Annotated in this window: 11 protein-coding genes; 1 reads left to right on the top strand and 10 read right to left on the bottom strand. The window is 66.7% G+C overall.

The window, feature by feature from the left end:
* Position 1 precedes the first annotated feature (1 nt).
* Entirely contained in the window at positions 2-1315 is a 1314-nt protein-coding gene (locus BN940_RS05660; RefSeq protein WP_043680954.1) for an IS1380 family transposase, read from the bottom strand.
* Between the two features lie 302 nt (positions 1316-1617).
* Between BN940_RS05660 and BN940_RS05655 the strand changes: the two genes are divergently transcribed.
* Positions 1618-2463: a helix-turn-helix transcriptional regulator gene (locus tag BN940_RS05655; protein WP_084330533.1), complete on the top strand. Its 846-nt coding sequence runs from the start codon at positions 1618-1620 to the stop codon at positions 2461-2463.
* 121 nt (positions 2464-2584) lie between these two features.
* On the opposite strand, the gene BN940_RS05650 is transcribed toward BN940_RS05655, so the two are convergent.
* From BN940_RS05650 to dppB, 9 genes are all read right to left on the bottom strand, one after another.
* On the bottom strand, positions 2585-3289 hold the full coding sequence (locus BN940_RS05650) for an ABC transporter ATP-binding protein (RefSeq protein WP_043681063.1): 705 nt from the start codon (positions 3287-3289) through the stop codon (positions 2585-2587).
* Complete coding sequence (locus BN940_RS05645) at positions 3276-5081, bottom strand: branched-chain amino acid ABC transporter ATP-binding protein/permease (protein ID WP_043686015.1); 1806 nt, start codon at positions 5079-5081, stop codon at positions 3276-3278. Before BN940_RS05645 ends, BN940_RS05650 begins: the two co-directional genes overlap by 14 nt.
* 83 nt (positions 5082-5164) lie before the next feature.
* On the bottom strand, positions 5165-6031 hold the full coding sequence (locus BN940_RS05640) for a branched-chain amino acid ABC transporter permease (protein WP_242404278.1): 867 nt from the start codon (positions 6029-6031) through the stop codon (positions 5165-5167).
* Positions 6032-6118: 87 nt separating this feature from the next.
* Positions 6119-7480, bottom strand: coding sequence for a substrate-binding protein (locus BN940_RS05635; protein ID WP_242404277.1), 1362 nt, complete (start codon positions 7478-7480; stop codon positions 6119-6121).
* 470 nt (positions 7481-7950) lie between these two features.
* Complete coding sequence (locus tag BN940_RS05630; protein ID WP_043681057.1) at positions 7951-8355, bottom strand: HIT family protein; 405 nt, start codon at positions 8353-8355, stop codon at positions 7951-7953.
* Between the two features lie 81 nt (positions 8356-8436).
* On the bottom strand, positions 8437-9453 hold the full coding sequence (locus BN940_RS05625) for a peptide ABC transporter ATP-binding protein (protein WP_052355634.1): 1017 nt from the start codon (positions 9451-9453) through the stop codon (positions 8437-8439).
* Positions 9428-10426, bottom strand: coding sequence for a dipeptide ABC transporter ATP-binding protein (gene dppD / locus BN940_RS05620; protein ID WP_043681054.1), 999 nt, complete (start codon positions 10424-10426; stop codon positions 9428-9430). The genes BN940_RS05625 and dppD overlap by 26 nt, the downstream gene beginning before the upstream one ends.
* A gap of 11 nt (positions 10427-10437) precedes the next feature.
* Positions 10438-11436 carry a dipeptide ABC transporter permease DppC gene (gene dppC, locus BN940_RS19430; RefSeq protein ID WP_084330532.1) on the bottom strand — a complete coding sequence of 333 codons (999 nt, stop codon included), beginning with the start codon at positions 11434-11436 and terminating at the stop codon, positions 10438-10440.
* A 1-nt stretch (position 11437) separates the two neighbouring features.
* Positions 11438-12466: a dipeptide ABC transporter permease DppB gene (gene dppB, locus BN940_RS05610; RefSeq protein WP_043681051.1), complete on the bottom strand. Its 1029-nt coding sequence runs from the start codon at positions 12464-12466 to the stop codon at positions 11438-11440.
* Positions 12467-12511: the final 45 nt, after the last annotated feature.

Here is a 12511-nt window from a genome sequence, read left to right as displayed (position 1 = left end):
GCTACGGGGCCATGGCGCGCGCGGCGTGCGCGTAGACATGGCGCAGCGGATGATGTGAGGCCAGCAGGATGCGGACCCGCCGGGTATTGCGCACGATGGCCGCACCGATCTTCAGCAGGCGTACCCGGATCGTGGCGGCGCTGGCACGCTCCAGTTCAGTCCCTCGCAGGGCCGTCTCGCGCAGGCGCTGCATGAGCGTATAGGCCAGGGCCGCCAGCAACAACCGGAACTGGTTGGCGGCGAACCGGTGGCAACTGGCACGTGTGCCGAACAGATCGAGCTGCGCCTCCTTGATGCGGTTCTCGGCTTCGCCCCGAGCGCAGTACAGCTGATCGTACAGTTGCATGGCATCGCCGTCCCGGATGTTGGTGACCACGAAGCGCGGGTTCACGCCCTGGGCGCCGTATTCGAGCCGGGTCAGCACGCGCCGGGGCCGATCCCACGACCCGGCCGCGTAGGTAAACTCGCTGACCAGACGTTGCTTTTTCCCAGTGCGCGCGTAATCGCCTTTGAGGATTTCCTCAGCCTGCCCGACACGCGCCTGAAGCCGTTTATTGCGTGCCAGGCCGATGACGTACTGCACGCCGCTGCGCTCACACCAGCGGATCAGCGGCTGGCGGCAGAACCCCGAGTCCCCACGGATGATGATCCTGACCTCGGGCCATGCCTGACGCAGCCGGTTCACCAACAAGCGCAGCACCGCCGCCGCGTGCCTGGCCCCGTCAATGCGGCTGGGGCGCAGCAGGCAGGCCAGCATCGACTGGCCGCAGAACACGTACAGCGGCAGGTAGCAGTGATGGTCGTAATAAGCATGGAACTGCTTGAGCTCCTGCTCACCGTGCAACGGGATATCCGAGGCATCCACATCCAGAATCAGCTCCTCAGGCGGCGTGGCGAAGCTGGCGATGAAGTGTTCGATGAGCACCCCATGCAGCGCCCAGGCGTCGGCGCGGGTAGCACCCGTTTCCAGACGGCTGAGCGTGGGTGAGCTGGCCAGGGGACGATCCCGTCCGACGGCTGTTTGCATCAGCAGGTCCTCACGCAGCGTATCGTGATCGTTCAGATCTTCGTAGCCGCAGCACAGGCCGTACAGGCGCTGGGCCAGCAGATCGCGCAGGCGGTGGTGGACCCGGCCCGCGGCTCGACGATCCGTCAGCGCCTTGGCCGCCATACGCGACAGGCCCGTGCGCGCATCAATTCTTCGCAGCAGCATCAGCCCGCCGTCGGAACTGAGGTCACCGCCTTGGAAATTCGCCTGCAAATGGCGGCGTCCAAGGCGTCCAAAGTTCAGTTCTTCAGTGGTACGATTCGGCATAGGCGATTCTTTTTGGTTGTTTGGCGTGAGAACCAATAACCATAAGCCCTCGGGCAAGAATCGCCTATTCCTTTTTACCCGCCTGACGAAATTTCCGGGCTAGGGCTCCGCGCTTCACCCCGCGCCACGATCCAGGCCGCAAACCTGGATCGTGGCGCGATTCGCCTTCGGGCGGCGGCCTGGATCAGAATCAGGCTCGTGAAGAAATATCATGATGAAAATGGCATGATTCACTTTCTTCCGGCAATCTGACATTGAGAAACAAGTCAAGGGCCATCACACACTCAGCGGGGACCTTCTCGATGGAGAAAATCGAAACAAGGCAGTCTCTCGACATGTTTGACCCCTATGTTTTTGAAACATCGGTCATGCGGCTCGGACCGCTGCGCGTTGCCAAAGGGAGATACCCCGCATCCCGGATGGCGCAACGGCAAGTGACCGCGCCGACCTTGTCTTTCATCCTCGGAAAAACACGGGCCAGCACCCATATTCACCTCGATGGCGCTCAACCCACTGAACTCACCGGCCAGTTCGGGCTGGTGCACTTCATCCGCAAAGGCACCCGGGCCGCTTCCCACTGGAACGACACGATCGATGCAATGACCGTGACCTTTGACACCGAAACCCTCGAATTCTGCGGCCGGCGGTTTTCACTGGACTCGATCCCCCGATCCACCCTTTTCTTCGACCCCGTCGCCTGCGCCGTCGCGACGGACATCGCGCACGACCCGGGGTCAGGCATGCAAAGCGCGCTCGGCTACCTGCTGCACCGGGTGCTGCGCGAAGTCGAAAGCCGGAAGGCCAAGGAATCGGACTGCATCCGGCGGGCCGAACAGATCGCGCGGGACATCACCCGCAATCTGCCCAACCTCTACGTCAACGGCAGGTTCGTCTACGACGATGCGTTCGCGGAACAGGGCCTGCGCCGAGCGTTCCTCGACCGGTTCGGCTGCACGCCCCATGCCTTCGCGCTGCGGGCCAAGGTCGATTCCGCCAAGCTCCTGCTGCGCGAAACCGACCTCGGCCTCGCGGACATCGCGGGCGCGCTCGGTTTCAGCGACCAGAGCCATTTCGCGCGGGTCTTCAAGGACGCCACCGCGATGACCCCCAGGGCGTTCCGGATCCGCCCCATCCGCCTGCCGTCCTGATGCGGTCGGGCCCGCTGGTGGCCAGCCGCCCGGCCGGCACACCCCAAAAAGAAAAAAATCCGGGTCCGCGCAAAGCGCGGAACCCGGCAATCGCCCGCTGGACCGGGCACGGATGATACGGTCAGGCCTTGACGCCGAGATAGCGTTCGATGATCTCACCGTTTTCGTGCAGGTCCTTGGGCGTACCCTCGTACACCACATGGCCGTTGTTGACGATGTAGGCGCGGTCGGCGAGCGACAGCGCGGCACGTACGTTCTGTTCCACGATCACGATGGTCTGGCCGGCGTCCGCCAGTTGGCGGCACACGGAGATCAGATCGCGCACGATCAGCGGGGCGAGGCCCTCGAAGGGCTCGTCCAGCAGGATGATGTCGGCGTTGCGGATCATGGCCCGCGCGATCGCCAGCATCTGCTGCTCGCCTCCGGAGAGCTGCTTGCCGCGGTTGCGCTTGCGTTCGGCCAGGCGCGGGAAGGTCGCGTAGATCTCGTCCAGGGTGCGCGGCTTGGGCGCCGTCATGGCCGCGAGCTGCAGGTTTTCCTGCACCGAGATCGAGCCGAACACGCGGCGTTCCTCGGGCACCAGCTGAATGCCCAGCGCCGCGCGGCTGTAGGGCGGCAGGTGCTGGATCTCCACGCCGCGGTGGCGGATCGCCCCGGACTTCACGTCCACCATGCCCATCAGGGATTTCATCGTGGTGCTCTTGCCGGCCCCGTTGCGCCCCAGCAGGGCCACGACCTCGTGCTCCTCGATCCGCATCGAGACGTCGAAGAGGATGTGCGAATCACCGTAATAGCTGTTGATCTTGTCGACTTCAAGCAGACTCATCGTCCATCCCTCCAAGGTAGGCCGCCTGGACCGAAGGATCCCTGCGGATCTCGTCCGGCGTGCCCTCGGTCAGTTTGCGGCCTTCGTACAGTACCGTGATGCGTTCGGCCAGCTCGAACATCGCGTCCATGTCGTGCTCGACGATCACCATGCTGCGGCCCTGGCGGATCGACTTGAGCAGCGACACCACCAGCACCCGCTCCTCGGGTCCGAGGCCGGCCAGGGGTTCGTCGAACAGCAGCACGTTGGCGCCCGTGGCCAGCGCCAGGCCGATTTCCAGGCGGCGCTTCTCGCCGTAGGACATTTCGGAGACCTGCGTGTCGGCATGGTGGGTGAGGTCCACCAGGGCGATGGCCGCATTGACCTGGGAATCCAGCTGGTCGGAATGCAGGCCGCTCAGCAGGTCGCCGCGGAAGCGCCCGCGCAGCCGCGCCAGGACCGGGATCATGACGTTCTGGCGCACGGTCAGGTGCTCGAAGAGCTGGTTGATCTGGTAGCTCTTGCTCATGCCCAGCTGGCAGACCGAGGTCACGCCGATGCCGGTGATTTCCTGGCCGCGGAAGAAGACCTTGCCCGTGGTCGTCGGCAGCTCGCCCGCCAGCATGGCGAAGAAGGTGGACTTGCCGGCGCCGTTGGGGCCGATCACGCCGTGCAGCTCGCCCTCGCGCAGGGTGAAGTCGATGTCGGAGTTGGCCTTCAGGCCGCCGTAGTGCTTGCTGACGCCGCGCGCCTCCAGCACCGGCGCGCCGGGGCGGGTGGTGGCCAGGGGCGGCACGATGTCCAGGGCGCCGGCCACCCGCGTGCCGGCCGCGTCGTCGATGTCCGACGGCAGGCTGCTGCGGCGGCGGAACAGGCTGATCAGCGCGCCCGCCACCCCGTGGCGGAACACCGTCACCAGCACGACGAAGACGATGCCCAGGATCAGTTTCCAGTAGGGCCCCAGGCTGCCGACCTGCTGCAGGCCTTCATACAGGTAGAGCCAGATGGTGGCGCCCAGCAGCGGACCCAGCAGCGTACCGGCCCCGCCCATCACGGTCTGGATGACCAGCTGGGCCGAGGTGTCCAGCGCGAAGGCGTCGGGCGGCATGTAGGACTGGAACAGGCCCAGCAGGCCGCCGGCCAGCCCGCCGTACGCGGCGGCGACCACGAAGACGATCAGCTTGTAGGTCTGGATCGAGTGCCCCAGCGCCGTGGCGCGCTTGGGATTGCCCTGGATGGCCTTGAGCACGGCGCCGAACGGCGAGCGCACGATGCGGCGGGCGATCAGGTATCCCAGGAAGAAGATCACCGCCACGAACCAGTACATGGACCAGCCGCTGGAGATGTGGATGTTGATGAAGCCCAGGGACAGTTCCGGCGGCGGCACGCCGGCGATGCCGTTCTCGCCCCCGGTGTAGTCCTTGAAGACCGAGTTCTCCATGAAGTAGAACATCTCGCCGAAGGCCAGCGTGCTCATGGCGAAGTAGATGCCGGTGCGCCGCAGGGTGAGATAGCCGATGATCAGGCCCATGACGGCGGCCGCCACCGTGCCGATGACCAGCGCCAGCAGCATGTTGGGCACCACCCCGTCGGTCAGCAGATACGCCGTGACGAAGCCGCCCGTGCCGTAGAAGGCCGCCTGGCCGAAGGACAGCAGGCCGGTGTAGCCGAACAGCAGGTCGAAGCCCAGCCCGAACAGGCCCCAGATCAGGATGCGGGTGAGCAGGTCCGGGCTCATGCCCAGGGCCGGCAGGACGAAAGGAGCCACCAGCAGGCCCGCCCCCACCAGCATTTCCGGAAGTTGTCTGCGCATGGCGCCTCCCGTGTTGTGCGCGACCGGCCGCCGCGTCGCGGTCCCGGCGTTGTCGGCGGTCGCCGTTGTCGATTGAGCCGAGTTCATTCACGTCCCTCCTGTCCCATGAGGCCCTGCGGGCGGAAGATCAGCACCAGCGCCATGGCGATGAACAGCATCACGTCGGAATACTGCGGATTGATCATGGCGGTCAGGCTGAGGATTTCACCCGCGATGATGCCGCCGATGATCGCCCCGGGGAACGAGCCCACCCCGCCGATCACCACCACCACGAAGGATTCGACCAGATAGCGGAATCCCATGTCCGGCGTCAGGGCGACGATGGGCGAATTGATCACCCCGGCGAAGCCGGCGGCCATGGCGCCGATGCCGAACACCAGCAGGAAGGTGCGCTTGACGTTGATGCCCAGCGCGTTGACCATCTGCGCGTCCTCGATGCCGGCGCGCACGATCAGCCCCAGGCTGGTGCGGTACAGCACGAAATACAGCAGCAGCAGCGTGGCCGCCGCGATGCCCAGGGTTTCCAGGCGGTACAGCGGATAGATCAGGGAGCCCAGGTGGGCGATCCCCTGGCCCCATTCGGGCGGCGTGACCGACAGGCTGACGCCGCCGTAGAGGCCGCGCACGATTTCCACCAGGATGATGCTGATGCCGAAGGTGACCAGGATCTGGTCCTCGGGCGGCCGGCTGTAGTACTTGCGCATCAGGCCGCGTTCCATGATCAGCCCGCAGGCCAGCGCGACGGCCGCGCCCCCGGCGACCGCCAGCACGAAGGAGTCCGTCAGGCCATAGACCGTGTACCCCGCGTAGCCCCCCACGACGAACAGGGCGCCGTGGGCGAAATTGATGACACCGAGCGTGCCGTAGATGATGGTCAGGCCGGTACTGATGAGCGCCAGCAACAGGCCGGTGGCCAGCCCGTTGAACAGCTGCGAGAGAAACAAAGACATGCTCGGCATCGAGTTGCCTCCTGTGAGAGTCCCGGAACGCGTTTCCGGCCATTCCCCGGAAGCGGGGAAACGGCCGGAAACCCCCGCTTAGGCGTAATCGCCCATCTTGCAGCCCAGCAGACCCAGCGGAGGCAGGACGTCCTTGCCGCTGACGACCTGGACGACCTCGAAGAAGTCCTCCGGATTCTTCATGTCGGCAGGCTTCTTGCCGCGCAGGATCGGGAAGTCGACGATGCCCTGGTGGTCCTCGGGGCGGAACGTGACCTTGCCCACCGGACTGTCGCGCAGTTCGCCGGCCTCCAGGGCCTTGACCACGTCGATCGGATAGAGGCTCTTGGCGCGTTCCACGGCGTCCGCCCACAGGACCAGGGCCAGATAGGCGTACATGGCCGAATCCCGCGGCTTGCTGCCGAACTTCTTCTCGTAGGCCTCGACGAAGTCCTTGGCGACCGGGTTGTGGTCCTCCAGGGTCCACCAGAAGCCCTGGGCGGCGTAGACGCCCTGCATGACGTCGGCGCCGACTTCCTTTTCCAGGTAGGCGGACATGTAGGGGATGACGATCTTCATCTTGTCGAGCAGGCCGAACTGCTTGGCCTGCTTGATGGCGTTGGCGGCGTCCGCGCCGTAGGCCACCACCACCAGGACGTTGGCGTCCGTGTTGGCGATGTTGATGAGGTAGGAGCTGTAGTCCTTGGCGCCCAGCGGGTGGACCTGGTTGGTGACCGTCTTCCAGCCCTCCTTCTCGGTGAATTCCTTCATCGACTGGGTGGTGGTGTGGCCGTAGGTGTAGTCCGGCGTCAGGTAGGCGGCCTTGCGGTCCTTGCCGAGTTCCTTGGCGACCACGGGCGCGATGGCCTTGCAGGCCATGTAGGCGAAATAGCACAGGCGGAAGCCGTAGCGCTGGCAGTCCACGCCGGTCGTTTCGTTGGAGCCGGAGATGGCCGTGAAGTACGGCGTGTGCTCGCGGTTGCAGACCTTCTGCAGGGCGATGGCCACCGCGCTGCTGGTGCTGCCGGCGATCATCATGGCCTTGTTGTCGTGGATGAAGCGGGTGGCCGCCTGCACGCCGGTGTTGGGCTTGGTTTCGGCGTCGGCCGATCCCAGCACCAGCTTCTTGCCCAGCACGCCCTTCTTGATGAGCGGAGAGATCTTCTGGACCTGGGGCGCCCCGGCGTTGATCTGCTCGGCGGCCAGCTCGTAGCCGTTCTTCTGCTCCGCGCCCTGGGCCGAATAGGGGCCGGTCAGGTCGACGGTCAGGCCGACGAACACGGAGTCGCCTTCGGCGCCGGCGGGCCATGCGCCCAGAGGCTTCTTGTCGTCGGCCAGCGCAACCCGGGCGGTGCCGGGCAGCAGCATGCCGCCGGCCACGCCCGCCGCGCCGGCCTTCAGCACGGAACGGCGCTTGACTTGCGTCTGCATGGCTTGGCCCAAAGTCTTTTTGTCCTTCATTGGTTTGTCTCCTGTCGAGTGGCCCCGGGCACCGGATGCGCCCGGCTGAAACACAGTCATTCCAGCAAAACCCCGCGATTTCTTTTTAGGCGGAACAGCTTTGTTTTTATCCTTGCAGGAAATCGCGGACTGGATTTTCCGAGGGCCGGATTTCTGCGTGATGCTATTAGTAAAATTTGAAACTTACGCAGAACTTACGCAGGCGGGAGATGCGCACCCCGGGCCTCACGCGGGCAAAATCCGGCCCCGCCCGGCCTTGCGGGCAGGGATGCGCATCCCGTTGATTCGACGGGAAAATATGCTTTAACGTTGAATGATGCGATGCAATAAAATAAGGGTTATTGCTTAAGGGAAAACCGCAGTTATGGCTTACCCTTAATATTGCAGCGCACAATGAAAAACGGGGCCCGGAGGCCCCGTTCATTCAAGCCGAAAATATCGGATCGGGCATGCCGTCGAGCGTGCCGGATTCAAGGCAGCCGGATGCGCGCGGCATATTCCCGCAGCACCTCGATGCCCGGGTCCTTGCGCGGCCAGACCAGGCCCACGCCGTCGTTCTCGTAGCGCGGCAGCACGTGGATGTGGGCGTGCGGCACGGTCTGCCAGCCGGCCGGGCGGTTGGCCTGCAGCAGCGTCAGGCCTTCCGGCCGGAAGGCGTCCTGCACGGCGCGCGCCACGCGATGGGCCAGGCGCATCAGCTCGGCCGCCAGGTCCTCGTCCATGTCGAGCAGGGTGGCGTAGGGCTCGCAGGGAGCCACCAGCACGTGGCCCGGGTTCAGCTGACCGGCGTCCATGAAGGCGAAGACGCGGGCGCCGCGATGGACGATGGCGGCCGGGATCTCGCCGGCCAGGATGCGGGTGAAGACGGTTTCCATGGGGATGCGCGCTCCGGAAAGGCCCGTGTCCGGGCCGGGTGTCGGGTCCGGCCACGGTAGCACATCCGGCCCCGCCCCGGCCTATGCGGGCGGGGTGCCGAGGTCCTGTTCGACGGCGAAGCAGGCCACCTGCCGCCCGCCCTGCTGCCGCAGGACCGGCAGGCGCTCGCGGCACACCGGCATGACCCGGTGGCAGCGCGAACTGAACGGACAGCCCGGCGGCGGATCGAGCGGGCTGGGCAGTTCGCCCGACAGCTTGATGCGTTCGCGCCGGGCCGCGTCGTTCAGGCGCGGCGTGGCCGACAGCAGCGCCTGGGTGTAGGGATGCAGCGGCTGGCCGAAGATCGCTTCCTTGCTGCCCTGCTCCACCACCCGGCCCAGGTACATGACCATGACTTCGTCGGCCAGGTGCTCGATCACCGACAGGTCGTGGGAGATGAACACGTAGGACAGGCCCAGGTCGCGCTGCAGGTCCTGCATCAGGTTCAGCACCTGGGCGCGCACCGACACGTCAAGCGCGGAGACGGCCTCGTCGGCGACGAGGATCTCGGGGTCCAGCATCAGGCCGCGGGCGATGGCGATGCGCTGGCGCTGGCCGCCGGAGAACATGTGCGGATAGCGGCTGTAGTGCTCGGGCCGCAGGCCGACCCGCTCCATCATGGCCTGCCCGCGCGCCCGGCGCGCGCGCGCGTCCAGGTCGGTGTTGATGAGCAGGGGCTCTTCCAGGATGTCGCCGATGCGCTTGCGCGGATTGAGCGAGGCGTAGGGATTCTGGAAGATGATCTGGATCTTGCGGCGGCGCAGTTTCGCCAGGGCCGGGTCGGCGCGCGACACGTCCTGGCCGCGGTACAGCAGCTGCCCGGCGGTGGGCGGCTCGATCATGGTCAGCACCCGGGCGAGCGTGGACTTGCCGCAGCCCGACTCGCCGACCACCGCCAGGGTGCGGCCGGCCTGCAGCGTGAAGGACACGCCGTCCAGGGCCTTGACGGATTTTCCCGGTTTGAGGAAGCCGCCGTCCACGGCGTAGTGGCGCTTGAGGTCGATGGCCTGGAGGACGGAAGCTCCGCTGGTGTCAGTAGGCAGCACTGGGATCTCCATTAGGTGTTGGCAGGCCGGCGTCGTCCAGCGGGGTGTGGCATTTGACCTGCCGGCCCTCCGGCCCGGACAGTTCCGGCTCGCGCGTGCGGCACAGGTCGGTGGCATAGGGGCAGCGCGGGCTGAGCAGGCAGCCCTGGGGCCGGTCGTAGCGCCCCGGGACCACGCCCGGCAGCGACACCAGGCGCTCGGCGCCGCGGGAGAATTCCGGCAGCGCCCGCAGCAGCGCCTGGGTGTAGGGATGGCGCGGATGGCGGAAGATGTCCGAGGCCGGGCCGGCTTCCACCAGCTGGCCGGCGTACATGACCAGGATGCGGTCGGCGGCCTCGGCCACCAGGGCCAGGTCGTGGGTGATCAGCACCAGCCCCAGGCCCTCGCTGCGCTGCAGCGACAGCAGCAGGTCCATGATCTGGGCCTGGATGGTCACGTCCAGGGCCGTGGTCGGCTCGTCGGCGATCAGCAGGCGCGGCTTGCAGGCGATCGCCATGGCGATCATGACGCGCTGGCTCATGCCGCCCGAGAGCTGGTGCGGATAGGCCCGCAGGCGCGATGCGGGATCGGGGATGCCGACCTGCTCCAGCAGCTCGATCACCCGCGACCGCAGCGCGCGCCGCGAACCGCCGCCGTGGGCGCGCAGGGCCTCGGCGATCTGGTATTCGACCGTGTAACAGGGGTTCAGGCTGGTCATCGGATCCTGGAAGATCATCGAGACCTCGGAGCCGATCAGCGAGCGGCGCTGCTTTTCCGGCATGCGCAGCAGGTCGCGGCCGTCGAAGCGCAGGGCGTCGGCGTGCACCCGGCCGGGGAAGTCGATCAGCCCCATCAGGGCCAGCGAGCTGACGGATTTCCCCGAGCCGGATTCCCCCACCAGGCCGACCACCTCGCCCGCCTCGACGCGGTAGCTGATGCGGTCCACGGCCTTGAAGGGCGCGGCTTCGTCGCCGAAATGGACGGACAGGTTCTGGATTTCGAGCATGGTCCGTCTTCCTACACTTTCAGGCGCGGGTCGAGGGCGTCGCGCAGGCCGTCGCCCATCAGGTTGAAGGCCAGCACGGCCAGCAGGATGGCCAGGCCCGGGAAGGTCACGACCCACCAGGCGCTCTGCGCGAACTGCAGCACGTTGGCCAGCATGGTGCCCCATTCGGGGGTGGGCGGCTGCGCGCCCATGCCCAGGAAGCCCAGCGCGGCCATGTCCAGGATGGCGTTGGAAAAGCCCAGCGACGCCTGCACGATGAGCGGCGCCAGGCAGTTGGGCAGGATGTTGACGAACATCTGCCGCCAGGGGCCCGCCCCCACCACGCGCGAGGCGGTCACGTAGTCGCAGGTCATCTCGCGCAGCACCGCCGCGCGCGTCAGGCGCACGTAGTGCGGCAGCGCCACGAAGCTGAGCGCGAGCGAGGCGTTGACGATGGACGGCCCGAAGATGGCCACCAGCACCAGCGCCATCAGCAGGCTGGGCAGGGCCAGCATGATGTCCACCACGCGCATGATGGCGATGTCCACGATCCCGCCCGCGTAGCCGGCGATGACGCCGAAGAAGATCCCCAGCACCAGCGACACGCTGACCACCAGGAAGCCGACCAGCAGCGACAGGCGCGCGCCGTGCATCAGGCGCGAGAGGATGTCGCGGCCCACGTCGTCGGTGCCCAGCACGAAGCGCCAGGAGCCGCCGTCGAGCCAGGCGGGCGGCTGCAGCAGGGCGTCGCGGTATTGCATGGACGGGTCGTGCGGCGCGATCAGCCCCGCGAAGACCGCGATGAGCAGCATGGCGACGATGTAGTACAGGCCGGTCAGCGCTCCGCGGTTGCGGCTGAAGTCCTGCCAGAATGACTTGAACGGCCCCGGCGGCGCCGGGACGGCCGTGGCGGCGGCCGAAGTTGCGGCCGTGGCGGCCGGCGCCGCCGCCGGAGTTGCGGCCGAATCTGCGGCCGAGGTTGCCGCCGGATTTGGCGCCGGCGTCGCGTTGGAGCTTGCGGTCGCGGACATGTCAGTTCCTCCCCCGGCGGTGGCGGATGCGCGGATCGGCCAGCCCGTACAGGATGTCCACGCACATGTTGACGATGATGATGAGGGTGGCGACCATCAGCACGCCGCCCTGGACGATCGGATAGTCGCGCTGCTCCAGGCCGTGGATCAGCCAGCGCCCGACGCCCGGCCAGGAAAAGATGGTTTCGGTCAGGATCGCCCCGACCATCAGCACGCCGACCTGCAGCCCGATCACCGTCAGCACCGGCAGCAGCGCGTTGCGCAGGGCGTGCACCACGACCACCCGCAGGCGCGACAGGCCCTTGGCCCGCGCGGTGCGGATGTAGTCCTCGTTCAGCACCTCCAGCATCGAGGAGCGCGTCATGCGCACGATCACCGCCAGCGGGATCGTCGCCAGCACGAAGGCCGGCAGCAGGATGTGGTGCAGGGCGTCGAGGAAATTGCCCTCTTCGCCGAACAGCAGCGTGTCGATCAGCATGAAACCGGTCAGCGGCTGGTCGGGGTCCAGGAACACCGCGGCGCCGATGCGGCCGGACACCGGCATCAGATCCAGCTGCACGGACACCAGCATGATCAGCATCAGGCCCCACCAGAACACCGGCATGGAATAGCCGGTCAGGGCGGCGGTGATGGCGGCGTGGTCGAAGAAGGAGCCGCGCTTGACGGCGGCCAGCACCCCCACCGGGATGCCGATCAGCAGCGCGATCGCCATGGCGACGGCGCTCAGTTCCAGCGTCGCCTGGAAGCGCGGCACGAACTCGGACCAGATCGGCTCGCGGGTGGTCAGCGAGGTGCCCAGGTCGCCGTGCAGCACGTTCCAGACGTAATGGCCGTACTGCGCCCACAGCGGCTGGTCCAGGCCCAGCTGGGCCATCATGGCCGCGTGGCGTTCGGGAGACAGGCCGCGTTCGCCCGCCATGATCATCACCGGGTCGCCGGGGATCAGGTGGATGAACGCAAAGGTCAGCAGCGTGATGCCGATGAACGTCGGGATGGCCAGGCCGACGCGTTTGAGGATGAAGGAAAGCATGGCGCGCAAGTGTCCCCGCGGGAGGGACCCGGTTGAGGAATGGCG

The sequence above is a fragment of the Castellaniella defragrans 65Phen genome, assembly GCF_000612685.1.
GTDB lineage: Bacteria > Pseudomonadota > Gammaproteobacteria > Burkholderiales > Burkholderiaceae_B > Castellaniella > Castellaniella defragrans.
Note: the sequence above shows the minus strand (reverse complement) of the source record. Positions and strands in the feature narration are given on the sequence as shown.

What these genes read in the sequence shown, in the direction of transcription:
- BN940_RS05625 (WP_052355634.1), bottom strand. Translation starts at nt 9,453, where the DNA reads ATGGAGATCCCAGTGCTGCCTACTGACACCAGCGGAGCTTCCGTCCTC.
- dppC (WP_084330532.1), bottom strand. Translation starts at nt 11,436, where the DNA reads ATGTCCGCGACCGCAAGCTCCAACGCGACGCCGGCGCCAAATCCGGCG.
- BN940_RS05660 (WP_043680954.1), bottom strand. Translation starts at nt 1,315, where the DNA reads ATGCCGAATCGTACCACTGAAGAACTGAACTTTGGACGCCTTGGACGC.
- BN940_RS05635 (WP_242404277.1), bottom strand. Translation starts at nt 7,480, where the DNA reads ATGAAGGACAAAAAGACTTTGGGCCAAGCCATGCAGACGCAAGTCAAG.
- BN940_RS05650 (WP_043681063.1), bottom strand. Translation starts at nt 3,289, where the DNA reads ATGAGTCTGCTTGAAGTCGACAAGATCAACAGCTATTACGGTGATTCG.
- BN940_RS05640 (WP_242404278.1), bottom strand. Translation starts at nt 6,031, where the DNA reads ATGTCTTTGTTTCTCTCGCAGCTGTTCAACGGGCTGGCCACCGGCCTG.
- BN940_RS05645 (WP_043686015.1), bottom strand. Translation starts at nt 5,081, where the DNA reads ATGCGCAGACAACTTCCGGAAATGCTGGTGGGGGCGGGCCTGCTGGTG.
- dppB (WP_043681051.1), bottom strand. Translation starts at nt 12,466, where the DNA reads ATGCTTTCCTTCATCCTCAAACGCGTCGGCCTGGCCATCCCGACGTTC.
- BN940_RS05630 (WP_043681057.1), bottom strand. Translation starts at nt 8,355, where the DNA reads ATGGAAACCGTCTTCACCCGCATCCTGGCCGGCGAGATCCCGGCCGCC.
- BN940_RS05655 (WP_084330533.1), top strand. Translation starts at nt 1,618, where the DNA reads ATGGAGAAAATCGAAACAAGGCAGTCTCTCGACATGTTTGACCCCTAT.
- dppD (WP_043681054.1), bottom strand. Translation starts at nt 10,426, where the DNA reads ATGCTCGAAATCCAGAACCTGTCCGTCCATTTCGGCGACGAAGCCGCG.